Here is a 22,086-nt window from a genome sequence, read left to right on the forward strand (position 1 = left end):
CCTCTTATTCAATACAGGCATGGGGTATATTTACCGGCACACTTGGCGGTTAACGGAGTACCGTCACCCGGCGCTGTTCCAAGATTTACAGGCAGCGCTCGAGAAGCTCAGGAGGAGCTACCGGTTTGCTGGGGCCAACCGGTAATTACCTGCATTTCAGCTTTAGCTCGCTCGGTATCCTAATCAGGGCTTATTAGCGCCCATTGCAAAACTATTGAGGCTCACCTTGAAATATCGTTTCCCCGGCCAGCTGCTGGCTGCCGCACTCATCCTTGTCACCTCACTCGCACAGGCAGCCCCAGAACTCTTATTCAGCACTACTCCCGAGTGGGTGGAAATATTAGAACCAGTAGAGTCAAAACGCCCATCGCAAGGCAGTGTGCGGGTGCACCTATCCAACTCCCAGCTACGCCACAGGGGAAAAGAGCAACAGTATTACTTTCAGATCGTGGTCGAACCCCTGAATCAGCAGGGGGTCAGTGAAATTGCCGAGCTGAACTTCAATTTCTATCCGGCCTTCCAAAGGCTGCAGGTGCACGATATCAGTGTACAGCGTAACGGCGAACACCTTGATCGCTTGCAAAAGGATGGTTTCAAGCTTTTCCAGTCTGAGCAGGAACTCTCCAATAAACTCTACTCCGAACAATGGAATGCGCTGTATATACTGGAAGATATTCGCCCCGGCGATATTATCAGCTACGCCTATACCATTGAGGGCAGCAACCCGATTTTTGCCCGTAGTGATTTTGGCCGTTTGTACCTCTCCTGGCCCCAGGCAGTAGATCGTCGTTTTGTAAAAATTAGCAGCGACAAGAAGCTCAATTACCGATTTAACAAGCGCGAATATTCTGTCCAACAAAGTCACCTGCAGGACAATCACACCTATACCATCGATCTGCGCGATGTGGCCGGAGTGCCGATGGAAAGTGAATATCCATACTGGCACGATCCGCTCAATTACTTCCAATACTCCAGCTACGACAACTGGGGACAGGTTAATGACTGGGCCCAGAACCTTTATCAGATCGATCGCACACTACCGGAGTCATTAAAAAACAAACTGGATAACTGGCGAGCACAGCTAGGGTTGGAGGCAGCAGTCAGCAAGGCGATCGAGTATGTACAAGAAGATATTCGCTACTTTGGCATTGAACTGGGTATCAATTCCCACCAACCCAGAACACCACAGGAAACTCTGGAGAAACGCTACGGGGACTGTAAAGATAAGGCCCTACTGCTGACCAGTATGCTCGCCCACCTGGGGGTACAATCCCATCCCGCCCTCGTGTCTTCCTCCCGCGGGCGGGATATCGGCAAGGATATTCCCTCCCCGGAGACTTTTAACCATGTGATAAACCTAATCGAAATGAATGGCCGGGAATACTGGGTGGATGCCACGGCTTCTGGCCAGGGGATTGATATAGAGAACAAAGGCTTTTTCGACTATGAATTGGCACTCCCTATTACTAAGCATACCAACGCGCTAAAAACCGTAAACCCAAGTACGGAAAGTGTTGCCAATCTAAGTGCTCGTATCGAAGAACAATACGATATCAATGCGGCAGAAAATCGTGCGGAGCTCCAGGTAAACTCCCGCTTCTCTCATCGTAAAGCAGAGCAGGTGCGCCAGTTCTTCCTCTCTGCAGACACAGAGCAAATCAAAAATAGCTACACCAATTTTATTGCCGGATATTATCCGGGAGTGAACACCAGCCCCGAGATCACCTACAAAGACAGCCTACAGGAAAACCAGCTAGTGGTATCCGAGCACTATCAAATTGGTGACTTTGCCCAGATAAGTTCCGCACGTAAGATATTTTCCCTGTATGGTTCCGCCTTGGTACCCTATTTATCCAAGCCTCAGCACCCCATTCGTCAGAGCCCGCTGGCCCTGACACACCCCGTGGATATTCAGCAGAGTGCAAGGGTGAATATTCAAGGGGAGTTGCTCTGGCAGGAGGAATTGGGCACAACCACGATCGATAATTCCTGGTTCAACTTCACTCGCAGCGCCAAACTGGAGAACAGTGCCCTCCAGGTGGTCTACAACTTTAAATCCAAAGTCGATCATGTAGAGCCACAGGAGGTGCCTGAATATTTAACCGAGTTCAATAAGCTCGACAGAGCGCTGCAATATAAATTCTGGGCCAAAGGGGAAGCTTCTTCCAAACGCAATAAGAGCCAGGAAATGAAAAACCTGATTAAATCTTTGATCAGGAAGTAAGCCATGAAGAAGCTGCTTTTTGTTCTCACTCTATTACTGCTGGCCTCCTGTGCCTCGCAATCAACAATACATACACCGGTCGATCCCTTACAGGACTTGACCCGACAAGTGGTACTCGCACCCGAATCTGTGCAATACCCCATTTATTGGAGCGAGTACCTAAAGTCTCCTCAATCTCTCAATTCACTAGAAGCGCAGGGGCGTTACCAGGCAGAAATGACTGCGCTAGAGACAGGCAAAAAAAGCTGTGCAGAGGTAAATTGGCAAGAAGTTACCCAGCTCAATAGTATTTCTCTGCTGCCGCACCTGAGTGCCACAGAGTGCTATGAGTCCATTGGTAATGACGAACTCGCCAGCTACCACCAAAATATTTTTAATTTTATTGCCAGAGGAATACTGTCAACGCGCAGAGGTGATACTTTCTATAGCGCTTATGAAGTGGCCAGCTGGGGCGATGCCGAAGACCTGCTCAATATTTCCGGTTTTGAAATACTCGATAGCTATTTTGAATTTGCCGCGAGTCGCAGTGGTCTATACCGGGTTTACAATGTACGAGACCCCAATAACGGAAAAGTCCGAAAAATTTATTTTGACAATAACCGTTTTCTACATCGCTTGCTCGATATCCAATACCCATTCGCGGGTCTCTCCGATGCCCTATATAAAAATATACTGCTACCTCTGGCAGATTCTGACTACTCTGCTCTACACGCTGTAGGCCAGGTTCAAGAAGCCGAAGGGAATTTCCAGCAGGCCGAACAAACGTACTTGAAAGCCATTGGCATGGGCTCGCTCACTGCCAATATCAGCCTTGGTAATTTGTGCCTTGAGGGTAACAGTACAAAGTTCGCAGTGGATGAATGCGCACAACTCTTTGTTGCCGCCGCAGACCTGGGGCTGCAGGAAGGCAAAATTATGCTTGCCTATATCACTACCATCGGCCTGGGAATAGAAGTAGACACGGAGTTGACCAGCCAGTTATTGGCAAGCGCAGCGGAAACCCTACAACGGGGCGAAGCCGAGTACGCAATGGCCTTGCTATTAGCATCTGATCAATACGATATGCCAAGAGCTGACTTGGCAGCACATTACCTGCAGCTTTCCGCAAAGCAAGGCTATGCCCCGGCACTACTAGAGCAGGCGGGCACCCACCTAAAAGATAAGCCTGGGCAACAGAAAATTTTCACAAACCTGATCAGCCAGGCGGCTAAAGAAAACTATCCTCCAGCGCAGTATTACTATGGCAAGTACCTGCTTGAAGTGACAGACGAAAATCAAAGCCATCAAGGCATGTATTTTCTACAACAATCCGCAGAGGCCGGCTTTCCCGCAGCCTTATATCTAAGGGGAAAAATTAAAGAAAATGGTCTCTACCAACAACCACAAGATGCACTTTCTGCGCTGAAAGACATCGAAGCAGCAGCCCTTCGTTGGCACTTGCCTGCACAATTACGTATGGGTCTATTCAACTCCAGAGGAAAAATTGTACGAACCGATCACGATCGTGCCTATGGCTGGTATGCCCTCTGTGCAAAAGTAAACAATCTCGATTGTGTAACCAACCTAGGTTATGCCTCCGCTCTAGGTGTGGGTGTTAAACAGGATTACCAGCGCGCAGCTAAAATCTACCAATATGCCGCAAGCCAGGGATCCACAAGAGCCAGCTACAATCTTGGTTTACTCTACCAAAATGGTCAGGGAGTGGGCCAAGATCTACAGCAGGCTAAGACTTACCTGACGCAAGCCGCCGAAGCAGGTTCTGTCGATGCAATGAATGCCCTCGGGCTTTTATATCTTTCTCAAGATACGGATCAGCTGAATTATGCTGAAGCACTAGCATGGTTTGAGCGCGCCTCTATACGTAACTCTAAGTATGGTTTCTATAATCAGGGGCGCATGTATGAGAAAGGACTAGGCGTAGCCGCCAACAGTGAACGAGCCCTAAGTCATTACCGAAGCGCTTCCGAGCTTGGGCATACCGGCGCCTCCCTAAAACTGGCCAAAGCATATAGTGCGGGAGAGATCACAAATTATGACCTTAAAATGGCCCTGCATTATTTAAAATTGGCCACAGAACAAAGTGGCAACAAAACCATAAAAACGACTTTGCAAAAGTGTCAAAGATCACAATATTGCAACCAAATAGAAGTCGCAGAGTTAATAAGTCTCTTGTCTACTGAAGAATAGTCACTCAAAACACATCTAGAATAAGTGACCAAAAAGAGTTTGGTCACTTTACTCCCCTCTTAGAACATTATTGACACTCAAGTGAAGCATTGCATATTTCTTGCACACAAATTCAATTAAATGCATGAGTACAGACTCAGAACAAAATTTTATTTCGCGGAGTAATATGTGTTTTATTCATACTATGGATATCCAGAATTTACCCGTGTCATAGCTTTCCGTAGAAACCTCAAATATTTATCTGACTTCACAGAATAATAAGCTGGCCTCCCTATAATTCGGTCCGAATTATACCAAATGTAATCGAATCGATCGGGACAGACATGAACGAGCCATTAAAGTTACTTACAGCCATAAGTTTATCCGCTTTTCTTACAGCCTGTGGAGGGGGAGGGGGAGGCTCCGATAATGACAGTAACAATGGTGGCAACCCTGTAAGTGGTGATACAAGTACAGACACAGGCACAGACACAGGCACAGACACAGACACAGACACAGACACAGACACAGACACAGACACAGACACAGACACAGACACAGACAGTGATAAGGACTCACCAGGAGTGATCACTGGCGGTGAAGGGATTGTCACTGAAGATATAAAAACCTCAGCTTCCGGCCAGTTGAGTGATAGCTCTAAAGCCAATCAAAATTTTGAGGAATCAGATCTTCAGGGAAAGTATGGCAACCTCAAAGTTTCCTCAGATGGCAGTTGGAACTACTCTCTAAATAGTAAACTTGCTGATCCACTAAGTGCTAATGAAATTGCCACAGATAAGTTCACAGTTGGTTTTGGCAGTAACGAAGAAACCACTACCATAACCATATCCATAACTGGAACTGATGATCCCTATACATTTGATCCAGGTTCACCTCTCGCAAAAATGGTTGTAGATAGTAGGGAGCACGCTCAAGGAATTATGATAATAGAGGATATCGATGGCGATACTCCGAAATTTGTCGAAGGCACCTTCTCTGGCAATTATGGCGAATTTAAAGTTTCCAATAACGGAGGCTGGGATTACACTCTTAACAACAACACTAATAACCTGAAAGAAGGTGAAACAGTAGAAGATACCATCAAATTCCACTTAACGGATGGTATAGAGCAGTCGGTTACGTTTACTGTAGCTACTATAGATCCGACAGAGAGCAGCATTGTATTTATTCTAATGAACTTCTCCGATGGGGCTGCAACAGACCAAGGCGATCTTACTCATATAGCTAACACTGTATTCAATGATGTAGATTCACTCGATAACGCTTATAGAGAAAACTCTTTCGGACAACTCAAGTTCCTTCGCCATCGTGTCAAGGATAAGTCATTACAGCACTATTGTTACGGTGAGCAAGGCAAGGAAGAAACTTCACTGGATTGCATCGTCTTCGACATTCCCGATAGTGAAAATGGCGGAATCTTGAGTATAGAAAATGCTGTTGCCCGAGCACAGGCCGGCCAAGAAGGGGAGTATACAGATGGTGGCTTTGAATGGCGTGATAAGGCTTATCAATGGGCAACAGACAATCTTTTTGATGAGAATGGCAAACCCCTAAATCTGCGCAACTGGCGTCATCAAGTTTTTATTTACCCAAATGCATCTTACAGAGCAGGTCTTGTCGGTGCAGGCATCGCCAGTGTCGGAGGTGGTATGAGCCTGGTCGCTTCCTTCTCTGATCAAAATGTTATGGGACATGAATTAGGTCACAATATTGGCCTCAGCCATGCAGGCCTCGACAGTAATAATGATGGAGACACTAACGACAGTGGTGATAGCGAATACGGTACTGATGGCTCCCTCATGGGCAACCGATCCCAATCAAGATTATTTGGCAGTGCTCACCGAGAGTATATGAAATGGTATGATCTCTTTCCTGAGTACACCAAAACTGTTGAGCAAGTTGTCCCCTCCTCCCAGGATTTAGAATTAGAAGCCATTGAATTAACAGCCGGAGAGCTTTCCGGCTCTCTGCCTCAACAGCTAAAGATAGAAAGCGCTGGCAGCCAAAATGGCGGAAATCATTATTACGTCAACTATCACATAGCTCACGATATACTTAACCCACGATCACAATTTGAAGGTTCAGTAACCGTTCATTATCTTAATGGTAGAACATCCAACCATGTTGCTGTACTTAAACAACCAGGTGACAGCTTTACCGACTCAAAAATTGGGCTCTCAATTACATATAAATCTAAGAACTCTTCCAGTAAATCAGCTGTTGTTAATGTAAGCTATGGACAATAGTTTCTGAGCAACTTGACCTACTCCAATCAGAATGGTTATTAAAAGGATAAATATTATGTTAAGAATTTTTACACTGATCGCGGGGTTGACTCTCACTTTCTTTGCTCAAGCAGAAGAGGTTGTAACTGGAACCCTGGAGGAAATCATCTCTGAAGATTTTGAGACTGGGAAAGTAGAAAGACGCTTCGCCTTGAAAGATGAGCAAAGTGGCCACTACTATTTTATTGAAGTAGATGAATTAAAACGCAAGGGCATGAAATCTGGAGACCGAATAAAGATTCGTGGTGAGCGTGGCGAAAGGCGTATGCTACACATCAGGGAAACACAGAAACTTAAAGCCGAAGGAGAGGAATAATCCGGATGGCTTACCCTAACAGCAAACCAGTGCTTGAGTTTCTTTAGCAAATTATTTTTAGATCGTGAAAGTGGAATCGTAACCCCAAGCACTTACTTCTTATCGACTTTTAGCCCTGCCTATTGCAGGGCTTTTTACACTTCCCATTAATTCAGCCACCTCCTCCCAACGACAACAAATGAAGCTGCTGCAAATGAGACTTAAAATTAAGGGCGCAACGGCGATTAAAATCCTTGATCTCCTTAATTTTATATTTATGTGCGAGTTCATTCCCCGATCGTAATTGCTCCTGGCTCGGATAAACACCCTTCCCGGTCAACAGGCAATTCCAGGATACATTCGGGAAATAGACATCCAGTTTTTGATCCAGTAGCTCATCAGTAATATTCTTGCCTGCTATCCAGGACATCAAGATTGAACGCAGGGAGGGAGATATCTTTTCATTAGTGCCATTGGCAATCCAATAATCTGTATCTGTTCTCGAACTAATACGGTAGTGACAGACGATATAGTCCCGCACCGCATCAAAACGAGCGCTGATACGATTATTAAAGTCATCTCTATACTTATCTGTATGATCACCATTGTTATAGGCCTCTATAAAGCGCACAACAGTCTCCTGAACCATATCCAACGCCGTTGCCTCCAAAGGCTCAATAAAGCCCTGAGAGAGCCCCACCGCCAAGCAGTTCTTGGCCCAGTGTTGGGCAACCCGTCCCACCTTGAACTTTAATCTACGCGCCTCGACATCACTGTCCAACAACCCCAAGTGAGCGCGAAATTCCGTTTCTGCCTTGTCATCGTCGACAAAGCGAGAGCTGTAAACATAGCCGTTGCCATTGCGATTAGTCAGCGGGATTTTCCAGGCCCAGCCATATTTCATTGCAGTAGAAATAGTGTGCGGTGCATACTCCCTTTCCTGGTCTGTAGCAAATACAACCGCAGAGTCGTTAAACAGACTCTCAGCACTGCTGATAAAAGGAACTTTCAGGGATTGTTGTATAAGATTTCCACGGAAGCCGGAACTGTCCACATACAGATCCGCTTTGAGAACCTCACCGTCAGTAGTTTTCAGGTGATCAATATTCCCCTGTGCATCGAGCATGGCACCAGCCACTGTCGCCACCTTATAGCGAACCCCTTTTTTTTCGGCAACACGCCGCAGGAACTGGCCCAATAAACCAGAATCAAAATGGTAGCCATAGGCAATTTCAAAAGGGAAGTTTTCCGGCGCGACTGGAGATAATTTTTGCCGGATCATCTCAGTTGCTAGAAAGAAGTGGTCCGGGTGTCCCTCCAAGTCAACACCTTTCCTGCGCAGGTAACTATTATGAAAAAATGCCGGAATAGTAAATTGGTCCGGCTGGCCGACAAAGGGATGAACATACTCGGTAAAGCCCGGCTTAACCGACCAATCCCTAAAAGTAATTCCGACTTTGTAAGTAGCGTTACAGGCAGGCATCCACTCCGATTCGCTAACCCCTATAGTCTCCATAAAACCTTTTAGTGGCGGAGTTGATCCCTCCCCCACACCGATAATCCCAATATCCGGTGATTCCACCAGGGTGATTTCAAACCCTTTATTCTGCCAATGGGTCGCCATCAGATTAGCGGTTATCCAGCCAGCGGTACCCCCGCCAAGAATAATTATTTTTTTGCGTTGATTGCTCATGGCGACTCTCAATAACTCGGCACCGCACTTATTGTCGGTCCCTTTAACATTTCAAAAAAAAACCGCCCGGCAAGCGTAGCTCAGCGGGCGGTCTCTTATCACATCTTCGGTTTACACCGAAAGAATCAGCGATACTTAGTAGCTATAGTTCAAGCCGAGGTAGAACTGACGCCCAAACTCAGTGTATTCACCGAGGACGCCATCTACTCCGTAGGATTTCACATCAGCTTCATCAGTAAGATTGTTTGCTGAGAAAATCACATCGATACCGTTATCAAATGCATAGGATATCTGTGCATCGACAGTGGTATAGGCTTGTGCTTCCACAGGTGTTGAGCTACCTGGTACCGGCATATTCAGGATAAATTCATCCCGATAGCGAACATTGACGTGGGAGCTGAAATTACCGATGTCCCAGAATACTGTAGTGCTCCAGACATTTTCAGAGAGGCCCGGCAACGGCAGGTTTTCACCATAGAGGTTACCGCCACTCACTTCGGTTTCACTCTCAGTATATGAATAGCTGGCGGTCATACCCAAGCCAGCCCAAATACCCGGCAGCTGATCAAAGGTTTTGGTACCCGCAAGCTCGATGCCTCGAATATAACCACCCTTGTCGTTGTTCACGTAAGTTTCGAAGGCGCCGGCTTCCAGACCAACGGGAATTTCAATACCCAGGGAATCAAACAGTGCCGTTCGATCAGCCTGGCTGTCCAGGTAGATATACTGCTTTTCTACCAGACTTTCGATATCTTTCCAGAAAATGGCTGCAGTTACCGCGCCGCCATCTTCGAAATAGTGCTCGTAAGCCAGGTCAAACTGGTTTGCACGGAAAGGATCTAGGTAGGGAGAACCCTTGGTCCAAACGTTGTACTCCGTAGCGCCATCGTTGTTAACACTGTTCCAGGAGCCAGCGCCGCCCTTCAGCTGCCCAACCGGCGGACGGCCCATCACTTTAGCTGCAGCAAAGCGAATGTAGTCCTGCTCGGTCAGCTCAAAGTTTAAGTTAAGGGAAGGCAGGGTGTCTGTGTATTCGGGGCCGTACTCAACATAGTCGTAGCTATCTGAAGTTACACCCACGTCATCAGTAATTTCGATACCATTGCCAGCACCCACATTTTGGATACCGCTGGACTTCACATCGGTTTCAACAACCCGTACACCGAAATTACCAGTTACTGGAATACTACCCAACTGGGTTTCGATATTGGCCATCAGGTAGTAGGCAAAAACTTCCTCTTTCACAGCACCGGACTCAACGAAAGTCCAGTCCTGGCTAAATACCTTTTTACCTTCGTAATTACCGGCACCAAAAATACTGGAAGCCAGGGCATCCATATCGTTGACTACGAATTGGGGTATCCCATTGGTAGATTCAATGCTGACATAGCCGTCCAGTAGTTGCGGTTCACAATCGATGTCGGACAGGTTATCCGCACAGTAGTCATTGAATTGACCATCGCGGCTACCATAAAGGAAAGCACCACGCTCAGAATCGAAAGTACGCTCAGAGACACGGAATCCAGTCTCTATAGAGGCAATGGCTCGCCACTCCAAGTCAAACTTGTAATCGAACTTGAAGGCTTCAACTTTATCGGTGTACTCGTGGGGGTACTCTTCGTAGCGCGACAAACGCATGGTATCCAGATCGGTGAAATCTACACCGGAGAAAACGCCTGAGGGAATACCATCACCATTAAGGGAATAGGCAAAGCTCTGCCCAGCAGCTTCTTCCCAGGTCTCTAAGTTCCCATTGTCATCGTAGGTCAGGTCATAAGCGTGCATGGATACAATCTGATCCTTGCGCGTCTTGGTGCCCTTACTGTAGGAGTAGTCAACGGCCAGAGTGTGGCGGTCACCAAAATTCCACTCCAGGTTCAGGCCAATACTATCGCTGTCCGCCTGAGTGGATTGATCCTCAGAGCGGGATTCAAACCAGGGGCTGGAATCGTAAACAGTTTTTGGATCGGTAATAATTACCGTTCCATCGGTAACCACTCCGCCGTTTACTTCGGTATCGGAAAGGGTATACATGTCTGTATTGGCCAGGCCACCAACCGTAATACCGTGGCGAGTATCCACACGCTCAAAGTCAGATTTGAAGTAATCCAACTGGGCCTTGAAACCATCGGTAGGCTCAAAAACGACGCTGGCCAGGTAACCATTACGAGTATCGGTACCATCACCGGACTGCCATTGGAATGCGCGCGGCAAAGCATCTGCGCTGCCGTCACCATCGTAATCGCTTGCCGGCGGTTCATAACCGATCTGGGCGTCTGCACCCGTGCGGGATTTTACAAAGCTATTCGGCTGTTCGAGGTGGGAATAACCCAGGGCTACGCCCACCTTGTCATCCATAAATTTACCCATGTACGACAGCGTGACGCGCTCACCGAATTCGTCGGCACCGACATCGTCTGCTGCGTCGTTAAACGACATACGCACATTGGCATTAAAGTTGTGTTCTTTCTCGGCGTCGAGAGGATTGGCTGTTTTCAGCTCTACAGAGCCCGCTACACCACCTTCGATATGAGAGGCTTTCGGAGTCTTGTAGACCGCTGCCTGATTAATCAGCTCAGCTGGGTACTGGTCAAAAGATATCCAGCGAGTACTTTCGGTATAACCACTGGTAGAGGCCTGCTCACGACCATTCAGAGCGGTCTGCAGGAAGTCGCCGTTCATACCGCGGATATTTAGCTGTGAGGACTGACCGTTGGATCGCACGGTGGTCACGCCGGGCAGGCGGCCCAGGGCATCGGCGATTGATTGGTCGGGAAGAGATGACAGAGCGCCCGCATCTACCACATCGGCCACAACATCGGCGGCGCGCTTGGCTTCAACGGAGTCCAAAACGCTGGTGCGAATACCGGTAACTGTTACTTCTTCCAGTGTTTCCTGCTCCTGCGCATAGGCCCCAACCGAGGTGGACACGGAGGCCGCGATGGCAGCAGATAGCAAAGTGGGTCTGAGCACCCCTTTACCTTTATTGGATAGACTCATCATCTTCTCCCTGGACTTATCGTTATGTTGAGACCCTGCATCCTAGGGCGGCCCCTAATCCATAACATCCTCCCCTGAGGGGGGAGGAGGTGGGAGAAACTGTGACTGCTGTCACGCAGCTATGCCGCTTAATTGTACGCGATAGAGTTAACGTAAAAGATACCTGACAGAAAAGGCGAAAAAGGGATTTATAGCTTCAACACTGTGAAACCTCCTGGAGGCTAGGAGTAAGGGGGTCCTGAGTATCCTCTCAACTATTTTTGTAGCGCCCCTGAAATGGTTGATCTCCTCTTTTCAGGGGCAAAATAGGCAAATCAGCCTTCTAACTGCACCGCAGCACCGATTAGAGCTTGGTAACCGGCATTCAAGGCATATACCGGCACGGCTTCCAGCCACGGTGCAACCCGACCCTTGTTAAGGAAGCGCTGTTCGAACTCACTTTCTGGCAGTAGCTCAGCGATCCGAGGCAGGATGCCCCCTCCCAGGAAAACACCACCGCGAGCCCCCATATACAGCGCAGCATCTCCCGCGGCACTGCCAAGGAAATTGAGGAAATCCAGCAGGGTTTCACGACACATAGGATCGGTATTATCCAGGCCACGGGCGCTCACATCCGGCGGTGTCAGTGCCTCAGGAGTACGGCCATTAAACTCACACACGGCTCGGTAAAGGTTCACCAATCCGCTGCCAGAAAGAACCCACTCATTAAAAACCGGACACCGGCTCTTCATCAGGATCTGTAGAAGTTGCAGTTCGCGTTCAGTGGATACCGTCAGGTTGGCATGGCCACCCTCGCCTGCAAGCACATGATAGCGGCCATCTGCCTCGGCTAGGCCTGCCACGCCAAGGCCGGTTCCCGGACCCAGTACTACCATCGGCGCACCCTGTGGACGAGGCACATCCCTCAGCACGGTATAATCGCTACTGGACAGGCGCGGTAGCGACTGAGCCAGCGCGGCAAAATCATTAATCAGCTCCAGATGGGGGAACTGAAATTCCTCGGCCAGGGCCGTTGCATCAATGCTCCAGCCCAGGTTCGTCATATAAACGCGCTTTCCAGAGGGAGTCTTCTCCAGCGGGCCTGCAGCAGCAATACACACTTTCTCTGGCCTGGGCTGATCGAGGCTATCGAGCCAATGCTGCAACGCAGCATCAAATCCTTCAAAGCGTTTGCAGTCCACTACTTTCAGCCCCTCTAGCTGATAGCCCTCTGCAATTGGCTTGGCTATCGCAAAACGGGCGTTGGTGCCGCCGATATCCGCTACGATACTCGTCATAGTTATCCCTGTTCAGATCCCCAAAAAAAAGGAATATAAGTTACGGTGTCAGAGAAGATATTGCCAGTCCCAAAAGTATTCCTACCGGACTATTCAACCCAAAAAGAAACCGGTTAACCCAGAGAGCCTCTGACATATTTGCAGTAAAATACCGAGTAACCACAATAATTAGACTGCAAGCTTTTGATTGGTCACAGGAAAGAGCTTATTTAAGTTTAAGCAAAACTTTAGCGCGCCTCTGGAGCTACCGCCTTCAGCGATGCAGCAAAATCTCGCATCTCCTCTTTACTGTAGCGACTCAAAACCCGCTTTTGCGATGCAGGCTGAAATTGAATCCCCACCCCTTGGCGTCTCGCCACTTGCGGCCGTACCGGACGAGGGCAAAATCCACCTCCACAATTGGGACAGACATTGCTCAAAATCTCCTCAACACAGGCCTTGCAAAAGGTACACTCATAAGTACAGATCATCGCCTCTACAGAATTAGGGGGGAGATCTTTATCGCAACTCTCACAATTCGGTCTTAATTCCAGCATTCTAGACTCCCTTTATTAGCTAGAAATTTTTGATAATAATCGTTTTCATTACTTACTGTTTATGTGGATAAATTTACCAATACGAAATTTTTAGGTGATTCATATTTCGTCATATCAGGCAAAGAAAAAACCACCCTTTTTTTTGCAAAAAATACAGACTGCTTTCCCAACCGGGACAAATAAGAACGTTCAAAGAAAACCGCCAATATTATCGCAAATTTTGCAAAAATAATGGTATAAAAATGACAATAAGTCGTAATAATCCGTCATATACGTGCGGAACGGAATACACAGCAGTTAATCTTTCGCTTCCCGACCTAGGCAATTAGCATCGCAAGGGCTAATCACAGTCGCACATAATCAAGAATAATTTCTGGTAAAATGTGTTTTTTTCAGAAAGAAAAAGATTTACCTAAACACTACCTTCAGATTCCACAACCAGAATACGAGCCTCACCAACAGGATGAGCTACATGTTCCGTGCCCTCGGAAGCGTGGAATATATCACCAGGCCCAAGAAGTTCCGATTCAGTTCTACCCGCTACTTTGTAAAACATTTCTACATGACCATCGAGAACAGCAAAGACTTCCTGGCCATCATTGATATGCCAAATATAAGGTTTATTAGTCCAATGCAGTTTAGTGGTAATCCCGTTCATATTTGCGATCAGTTGCGATTCCCAGGGCTTACTACCGGTAAAATCTCTGCTACGCACTATTCTCATAATGTTTATTCCAATATCGCTTTATAAAATTTCCGGCACCGTCATTTAGAGAATGGTAACTATAAGGCGGGTTCTTCAGGCGCAGGTGAAGTCATGACACCATTTTCATCAGTCTTTTTTTCTGCCAGCTCATCAACTCGCCTCACCCCAAAAGTCACCGTTGGTGGAATTCCCATCCCCAGATCGATATCCGCAACACGGTAATTGCATCCCCTGGCTTTGAGAATGGCATTCACCTTCTCCTGCTTTTCAACCGCTTTGATAACGGTATTGGCTATCACTTCATCACTGCTAAAAGCGGATACGGACTCATTGACCCTTTCACCGAGTTCCTTGGCTTTATCAAAAATACCCATAATTTTCTATTCATCCTCTATTCATTCGCGGCCGAAATCATAGGTTAATTATCTATTTTTAGGAACCGCAAGCGGGTAGCCTTGACTCCACCTCGGAGCCACAACAATCAAAGGTTAAGACGAGCTGGTCATTTACAGCAGAGACTTTGAGCAATCGATTAAAAGGGGCCCATTAGTCAGCACTCGGCCTTTGTACCGAATAAGCTGACCACCTATTCATGAACCGGCAAATCCGCTGGATTACTCATGACAAAACCTATTTACCCCTATAATTTTGAGACTCTCCCCCTCTCGTCTTGCCCCCCCCAGATTGATATGTCACTATCATTTTTTTGAGGTTTGGTAACGATAAATGAGTGGGCGCAAGCAGTTCGATGAGTCACAAGTACTAGACAAGGCCATGCGCGTTTTCTGGGAAAAAGGCTACAAAGCAACTTCCTTGTCGGATCTTGAATCAGCCATGGGACTGAATAAATCCAGTATCTACAACACCTTCCAAAGCAAGGAAGGGTTGTATGGCCGCTGTCTGGAACATTTCCACACCCAATATGCCTGCGATGCTATGGATACCTTAAACCACCCGGACTTCCGCACAGCTATGGGCGGCTTCCTGGAAATGCTTCAGTCTGGTATGGAGAGCTCTGAAACTCCTGAAGGCTGTATCGCTACTATGGCAGCAATGGAGGTGGGTGCCAGTGAAGGATTTCTCGCTGACCTGGTAGCAAAAGGTACCAATGATATGCTGAACCGGATCGAAACCCGTATGCGAAAAGCTATTGACGATGGCCAATTGCAGGCCGGTGTCGATTGTGCCGCCCTCGCCGCGATGGTTATGGCGGTAAGCCGAGGCGTAGTAGCCCTGAATAAAGGTACGGGCAGTACCACAGCAGGCAAAAACAGTTACCAACAGCTATCCACAATTCTGGACCAGTATACACTTCCCTAAAAAAGCCCACCCCAAAACTTCTTGCCTCTTTGGGGTGGGAATGGGGGTATTCCTGTGAGAATTAACTTTTAAAAATAGCGGCGTAATTCCAACTGAAAATAGTCGTCGTTGCGCAAATTGTAGGTAGGGTCTTCTTCATCGGCATTACCGAAAAAACGCGCCTCAGCTTCCATTAACCAGCGGTCATTTAGTCGGTGGGTCAGTTCCAGATTGGAAAAACGACTACCGTTATCCAAATCGGTACTTACGGCAAATAAAAGCTCCGTATCTTGGGTATTATTTAGGGCGTATCGCGCACCTATCGCAATGTCATTTTGACTGGCCGTAGACCAAGGTCCGGTACGATCATCAAATTGATACTCCATTAATACCCCAAGATCTGAGACCGTTTCGCCAATACCATAAAATGTATATTCGAAACCGCCGACAGCCGCTGTCTGGCGACCTTCACCGCGAGGTTTAAATGAAATAGCTTCAAACTTCCACAACCAATTTCCACGGGTAGTTTGGATGTCCACACCCGTCTGATCGATCTGTGCATAGTAAGGCGCAAGCAAGCCATCTTCCGTAAGCAATAATAATGGATCCCGATTAGTGCCGGAAAAATGGCTGAGGCCCAGGTCCCAATCTCCAAGTACATGGCTGTAACGCAAGGCCCAATCTATGTGCTTCTCCTCCCGGTCAGATTGATAGACCGCAGCATCCTCATCCACCGGCAGCGGAGCACGCAATCGTCCTTCCCGGCCAGCAAACTGACGCTCACGAAAACCCAGTAAACCGTACACCTCCAGTGTTCCCCAATCACGCTCCATCAGGAGGTTAATCATGGGTTGGCCAAGCTTGTCTTCACCATCGATATTTTCCAACGCATCATCCTGGTTAATCACATCCACCAAATGCACGGTTTCAGTAACTCCCCAAAATACTTTGCGCACCCCGGCGTAAAGCTCGAAACTATCGTAAGCTTTCCACCAGTAAAGCTCGCCGAGATCCGCGTGATTGCGATCGCTATCCTCACTGTCCCAGCGCCCAAAGACACTGGCCACAACACGCTGGTTTCCATCGTCAAAATCCCGGTAGTACTCGAGATTTAAAGACGCAGAAAGACCGGCATCACTTTGTGCTGAATCCAAAGGGTCTGCGGTGAATACGCGGGCCTCCAGGCCCGCATAACCGCTCAACTCATTTGCTCCAGCCATATGACTCAACGCCGCCAATAGTGGCAACAAAGTGAGTATTTTTCGGTTAACCATGGGCGCAATCCCTATTTCGCCCTGGAGAGACTATTTTTGGTGAAGTCGCGATCGGTAAAACCATTGCCAAATACCCAGTCGCCGTACAACAACTCTGTGGATTTACCAGTCTGGTGATTAACCATTTCCATTTTATTGGCTCGCCAGTATTGATCGCCGTACTGGTTGTAGTCGGAAATCGTGAGGGTCTTCATCAGGTCCCCTTTTCGATCATAGTAATCCGTTCTCCATGCGCGGTACTCCTCTGTATCAACCCAAAGGTGTTGAATGGAATAACCAGATTTAGGATCAACCGGGTCCAACTCCAGAACAAAGTGATCGCGGCCATCGAAAGACTCGTTGCGCAAATATTTGTAGGTGTATTTCTCCACCTCCTGTGAGGCGATATCTTCATAGGAGAATTCACTACCCATAAATGGTCCAGACTTGTTACTGGAGGAAATACGCTTTACTCGCTTTAAAGCAGGCAAATAGAGCCACTGGTCATCGGAGCCCACTTTATGAGTAAAGGACAAAAATGCTGTGCCCTTTACATCCCGAGGGTTGTCAAAAATCACCAGGGATTTATCTCCGTCATTTTCCTGCTCCAGAGTTTTGGTGCGCATAGCCCGCACACTCTCCTCACCATATTTATTTCGCAGGGTCATTGTAAGGCTGTTGCTGAGATCGCCGAATCCCAAGTCGCGGCGGTCCGCCTCCTTGGCAATTTCCAGACCTTTTTCTGCGGCCAGATCCAATTCACTGGCAGAAACAGATAAAGCTGCCAGAGCCAGGGCACCTGCTAGGGCCCGTGTCAAAAACTGTTTTTTAGAGCGGCTGGGTTGCATAGTTTTGCTCCTTATTTTCAATAGGGGTAATAGCGGGGTCGTATGCCTTGGCATCGAGTTTCATCAAGAGAATCGGAAGAAGTAGGAAATCCGCCAGCAAGGCCATCAAAATGCAAATTGCGGTCAGAAGTGCCATGGAGGAATTCATACCGAAGGAGGACTGGGCCAACACCATAAATCCGGCAATCAGAATGACTGAGGTCACAACTATCGCTACCCCCACTGAAGAGAAGGCGTAACGCAGTCCGTCCTCCACGTTGTAGCCTGCACGGCGCTGGCGCAGGTATTTACTGAGGAAGTGCACTGTATCATCTACCACAATACCCAGTGCCATACCGGTCACCATAGTGACAGCCACATTGACTTCAGCTACCAGTGCACCCCAGAGGCCAAATGCCAGGCCGGCCGGCAACAAATTGGGAATTAAGCTTAAGAAACCGAGTTTGACACTGCGCAGGGCAATACCAATCAGTGCAGAAATTAACACCAGCGCAACCAGAGTGCCCACCAACATGCCCTCCATATTGCGCTCGGCAATATTGGCAAACATGATCGCCGGACCTACGCCATAGGCAGTTACACCAATGTTTTTCTCCAGCCAATTACTGCCGGCATCAGCTACCACTTTGAGTTCTTTCGACTTGAGATTATCGAGAGTTACAATAATCTGCGTCGACGACTTAGCCACATTCAGCTGATTATTTAAATCCAAGCCATAGGGGAGAGACAGCTCGTACAGTAACAAATACTGGGCTGCCAATTCCTGTTCTTCAGGCAACCTGTAGTAGGCAGGATCGTCAGCATGCAGATTTTTGTTCAAGCGCTTGAAAGTATCGCCAATGGTATTGACATGGCGCACCCCAGGCTGGGCCTGCATCCACTCAGTGAAACGCTCCAGATTGGCAAGAAACTCCGGATTGCTAACACCATTGTTGTCACCGGATTCGATCGAGTAAATCAGCTGGTAAATACCAGAGAGGTTGTCATTGATATAATCTGAATCAGTTCGAAACTCCACAGACTCATCAAAGTAACCAACAAAGTCATCATTAATCTCATTGTTTGGAATCATTGCCAATAATCCCAACGAGACAATTACTCCCGCCAGTAGTATCGGGCGCTGACGGCGAATCACAAATTCTCCCAGAGTATCCATGGAGCGTCCAATTTTGGATTCACTGGCGCGACTTTTGGCCGGCAGTATCGCCATCAATGCAGGCAGTAAGGTAACCGATAAGAAGAAGGCCACCATCACACCCATCGCGGTAATATTACCCAGATCGTGGAAGGGAGGCGCATCGGAAAAGTTCATCGACAGAAAGCCAATGGCGGTAGTGATCGAAGTTAAGAACACAGGCCCCATGTTGAGCTGCAAGCTCTCTTTAATTGCATCGTGCTTGCTGAGTCCACGGCGCATTGCAGCAAACAGACTCACCAATATATGTATCGAATCCGCCACTGCGAGAGTCATAATAATGGTGGGCGCAGAAGCGGATGGCGGTGTCAATTTAACACCGATAAAACCGGCCAAACCCATGCCTGCGGCCATGGAGAAGACGATAACCAACAGCGCTGCAAAAGTCGCACTGAAGCTCCGCACCAACAAAAATACAACTGCAATAATCACCAGGTACATGAGCGGAACTAAGGTGCTCATATCTGACTGAGAGGCCTCAAAAAATGCATTACTCAGTAAAATAATACCGGTCGCATAGACCTCTACATCGTATTTTTCTTCAATCTCTTCCATCAATGCCTGTGCAGCTTCAGCCGCTTCAGGGGTTTCATGCATGGATTTTTGTGGAAGCTGGAAGGTGATATTTATCCCTGTAACGGAACCATCACTATTTACCAGGCGCTCCTTCAAGGTGGGATCTGCCAGCGCTACAGCCTTGATAGAGGCCAGGGTTTCTGCATCTAAATTGCTGGCATTTTCCACCAAGTCCTGTACCAGGAGATCATCTTCCTCGGCAATGGTGTGCTGGAAGTTGGTAATTGAATCCACCCGCAGCGCATAAGGTAACAACCAGGATTTCTCCGTCATCTCCTCTACGGCTGCCAGGGCATCATTGGAAAAGGCATTTCCGTCTTTAGGCACTACCGCAAACAGAATATTGTCATTCTTGGTGTAAGTGCGCTGGATTTGCTCATAAGCTTGTAGTTGAGGATTGGCTTCACTAAAGAATGCCCGGTAATCATTGTTGAAACCCAGAAATCTTGCTCCGCTTACCGCAAAGAAGGCTAACAGTAGTGCGCCAATGGCTACCAGCCATCGATATCGAATAAGCCAATCCGCATAACGGCTGACCCAATTCGAGGGTAATTGGGGGGATGACATTAAATCAGCTCCTTCAAACAACTTGATAGAAAATAATTAATCAACAACCTAAGCAAATGGGTATTTACTTACGGCCACAGAATCCCGTAGTAGCCAATATAAGATCAGCTACAAAAGATAAAAAGGCACACTAATGCCATCAGCCAAACCGTAAATATGGCCGAGACATCAATAAGAAATCATCACTTTATACGCTATAAGAACCACTTATTTTTAATTAGCAGTAATCAATCATTAAGCAGAGCTTACTCTCCCCAATACAGAGGCGATTGCCGAAGGGTTTCAGAGTTAAGAAAATATCTAATTTACGTCGATGTAAACCTAACAAAAAATAGAATAATTATTTATATATGCCTAAGACATACAGATATATTAGTTACCTGCCTATTATTATCACTATAAATTAACTCGTTAATTATCCTCTAAGAAAAAAATAGAGCACTCTACAAGTTAAATCATTCTGATTTTTCCCAATCATTACTTTAATCGCGCATTAAGGTCCAAAATGATTGGTCAGCAATACCAATAATCTTGGACCCCGCAGATATTGCTCGATATTCCATTGTGCCTACTGAAACAGAGCACAACAGCTTGCCAAATCCATGACCAATCAGTATCACCCAGTCTCGTGAAAATCTTGAGAACCTCCTGTCATCGTCATTGTCCTGTGGTTACAGCTCTTTCCACAATCTATGCAGAACATCTTGAACCGTTCAGTTCATCATGTCAACAACGGAATTTCAAAATATGTAAAGGCAAACCAGCTCGAGGGAGTCGGTTGCGCAAAATCTGGGTTAGAATCGGGCGACGATAATGAGAATGAAGGAATTGTGCTGTGAAAAAACTGCTCCTGCCCATCGCAATCGGTGCATCGTTGCTGGCTACCCATACCTTTGCAAGCGACCCTAAGCCTCAGCAATTGCTGGAAAATACTGAGCCCAAAGTAATTGAGTGGCGTCGCCACCTGCACCAGAACCCAGAGCTGGGCAATCGCGAATTTGAAACAGCCAAATATATTGAAAAACACCTACGTGCACTGGGCCTTGAGGTTGAAACCGATATCGCCCATACCGGCCTTGTGGGCTTTTTGAGAGGCGGCAAACCGGGGCCAACTGTTGCCTTGCGCGCGGACATGGATGCTCTGCCAGTCACCGAGAGAACCGATGTGCCCTTCGCTTCCAAAGCCAGAACCACTTACCAGGGTAAAGATGTTGGCGTTATGCATGCCTGTGGCCACGATACCCATGTGGCCATGCTGATGGGCGCTGCCGAGGTCCTGACAGGCCTTCGCGATGAGCTGGCTGGAAACGTCTTGTTTATATTCCAGCCTGCAGAGGAAGGCGCACCGGACAATGAAGAAGGTGGCGCAGAGCTAATGCTCAAAGAGGGCATTTTCAAGAAGTACAAGCCGGACGTGGCCTTTGGCCAGCATGTCACTTCCTCACTACCCACCGGTGTCATCGGCTATCGCTCGGGCCCGCTTATGGCCGCTGCCGATGAGTTCCGTATTACTATCAACGGCCGCCAAACCCATGGTTCACGCCCCTGGAGTGGAGTGGACCCTATTGTCGCCGCCGCACAAGTCGTAATGGGCACCCAAGCCATTGTCAGCCGCCAGATCGATATCACTAAAGAGCCCGCAGTCGTTTCCTTCGGACGTATTGACGGTGGTGTCCGCAACAATATCATTCCCGACAGTGTCTATCTGAACGGCACCATCCGTAATTTTGATATGGATAACCGTGCAGAAATTTTCAAACGCTTAAAAACCACTGCTGAGTTAATTGCTGAAAGCTCCGGGGCAAGCGCGGATGTGGAGATTCTGGAGGGCTATCCGGTAACAATAAATAATGCAGAGCTGACAGAAATGGCCCTGCCTATTTTGAGGTCTGTTGTTGGCGAAAAGAACGTAATCGAAATCCCGAAAATTACTGGAGCTGAGGATTTCTCCTACTACGCTAATGAAATCCCAGGCTTATTCTATTTCCTGGGGGTAACTCCAAGAGATCAGGATGCCAGCCAAGCCCCAAGCAATCACTCACCGCTTTTCTATGTGGATGAAGATGCTTTGCGTAAGGGTACTGAAGCGATGACCCTGTTAACTTTGGATTATATGGCAAACTATAAAAAACAATAAAATAAAAA

At 47.6% G+C, this 22,086-nt stretch carries 15 protein-coding genes; 6 read left to right on the top strand and 9 right to left on the bottom strand.

Annotated features, from left to right (window positions below):
• Positions 1-226: 226 nt before the first annotated feature.
• The 4 genes from ACJJI0_RS13065 to ACJJI0_RS13080 all read left to right on the top strand — a co-directional run bounded on the left by ACJJI0_RS13065 (position 227) and on the right by ACJJI0_RS13080 (position 7,012).
• The gene (locus ACJJI0_RS13065) at positions 227-2,224 is read left to right on the top strand and encodes a DUF3857 domain-containing transglutaminase family protein (protein ID WP_444882930.1); all 1,998 of its coding nucleotides are present in this window, start codon (positions 227-229) and stop codon (positions 2,222-2,224) included.
• Between the two features lie 3 nt (positions 2,225-2,227).
• Positions 2,228-4,411: a hypothetical protein gene (locus ACJJI0_RS13070; protein WP_444882931.1), complete on the top strand. Its 2,184-nt coding sequence runs from the start codon at positions 2,228-2,230 to the stop codon at positions 4,409-4,411.
• A gap of 563 nt (positions 4,412-4,974) precedes the next feature.
• Complete coding sequence (locus tag ACJJI0_RS13075) at positions 4,975-6,657, top strand: VCBS domain-containing protein (RefSeq protein ID WP_444882932.1); 1,683 nt, start codon at positions 4,975-4,977, stop codon at positions 6,655-6,657.
• 55 nt (positions 6,658-6,712) lie between these two features.
• Positions 6,713-7,012 (top strand): hypothetical protein, encoded by a 300-nt coding sequence (locus ACJJI0_RS13080; protein ID WP_444882933.1) that lies wholly within the window; start codon positions 6,713-6,715, stop codon positions 7,010-7,012.
• Positions 7,013-7,163: 151 nt separating this feature from the next.
• Here the strand turns inward: ACJJI0_RS13080 and ACJJI0_RS13085 are convergent, their stop codons facing one another.
• The 6 genes from ACJJI0_RS13085 to ACJJI0_RS13110 all read right to left on the bottom strand — a co-directional run bounded on the left by ACJJI0_RS13085 (position 7,164) and on the right by ACJJI0_RS13110 (position 14,577).
• Positions 7,164-8,684, bottom strand: a complete 1,521-nt coding sequence (locus tag ACJJI0_RS13085) for a tryptophan halogenase family protein (RefSeq protein WP_444882934.1) — start codon at positions 8,682-8,684, stop codon at positions 7,164-7,166.
• A gap of 135 nt (positions 8,685-8,819) precedes the next feature.
• On the bottom strand, positions 8,820-11,684 hold the full coding sequence (locus ACJJI0_RS13090; protein WP_444882935.1) for a TonB-dependent receptor: 2,865 nt from the start codon (positions 11,682-11,684) through the stop codon (positions 8,820-8,822).
• Positions 11,685-11,998: 314 nt separating this feature from the next.
• Positions 11,999-12,961, bottom strand: coding sequence for a glucokinase (gene glk, locus ACJJI0_RS13095; RefSeq protein ID WP_444882936.1), 963 nt, complete (start codon positions 12,959-12,961; stop codon positions 11,999-12,001).
• Between the two features lie 227 nt (positions 12,962-13,188).
• Positions 13,189-13,497: a DUF1272 domain-containing protein gene (locus ACJJI0_RS13100; protein ID WP_444882937.1), complete on the bottom strand. Its 309-nt coding sequence runs from the start codon at positions 13,495-13,497 to the stop codon at positions 13,189-13,191.
• Positions 13,498-13,909: 412 nt separating this feature from the next.
• A complete protein-coding gene (locus tag ACJJI0_RS13105) occupies positions 13,910-14,221 on the bottom strand; it encodes a cupin domain-containing protein (protein ID WP_444882938.1) in 312 nt (103 codons plus the stop codon).
• Between the two features lie 59 nt (positions 14,222-14,280).
• Positions 14,281-14,577: a hypothetical protein gene (locus ACJJI0_RS13110; protein ID WP_444882939.1), complete on the bottom strand. Its 297-nt coding sequence runs from the start codon at positions 14,575-14,577 to the stop codon at positions 14,281-14,283.
• A 352-nt stretch (positions 14,578-14,929) separates the two neighbouring features.
• On the opposite strand from ACJJI0_RS13110, the gene ACJJI0_RS13115 reads away from it, so the two are divergent.
• Positions 14,930-15,523 carry a TetR/AcrR family transcriptional regulator gene (locus tag ACJJI0_RS13115; RefSeq protein WP_444882940.1) on the top strand — a complete coding sequence of 198 codons (594 nt, stop codon included), beginning with the start codon at positions 14,930-14,932 and terminating at the stop codon, positions 15,521-15,523.
• A gap of 68 nt (positions 15,524-15,591) precedes the next feature.
• Here the strand turns inward: ACJJI0_RS13115 and ACJJI0_RS13120 are convergent, their stop codons facing one another.
• From ACJJI0_RS13120 to ACJJI0_RS13130, 3 genes are read right to left on the bottom strand one after another with little or no spacing between them, the layout of a single operon-like run.
• A complete protein-coding gene (locus tag ACJJI0_RS13120) occupies positions 15,592-16,776 on the bottom strand; it encodes a hypothetical protein (protein WP_444882941.1) in 1,185 nt (394 codons plus the stop codon).
• An 11-nt stretch (positions 16,777-16,787) separates the two neighbouring features.
• Positions 16,788-17,603, bottom strand: coding sequence for an outer membrane lipoprotein-sorting protein (locus ACJJI0_RS13125; RefSeq protein WP_444882942.1), 816 nt, complete (start codon positions 17,601-17,603; stop codon positions 16,788-16,790).
• Positions 17,584-19,941, bottom strand: coding sequence for an efflux RND transporter permease subunit (locus tag ACJJI0_RS13130; RefSeq protein ID WP_444882943.1), 2,358 nt, complete (start codon positions 19,939-19,941; stop codon positions 17,584-17,586). Before ACJJI0_RS13130 ends, ACJJI0_RS13125 begins: the two co-directional genes overlap by 20 nt.
• 835 nt (positions 19,942-20,776) lie before the next feature.
• Between ACJJI0_RS13130 and ACJJI0_RS13135 the strand changes: the two genes are divergently transcribed.
• Positions 20,777-22,078 (top strand): amidohydrolase, encoded by a 1,302-nt coding sequence (locus ACJJI0_RS13135; protein WP_444882944.1) that lies wholly within the window; start codon positions 20,777-20,779, stop codon positions 22,076-22,078.
• The last annotated feature ends 8 nt before the right edge of the window (positions 22,079-22,086 follow it).

The sequence above is a fragment of the Microbulbifer mixtoriginis (SeqCode) genome (assembly GCF_052466695.1).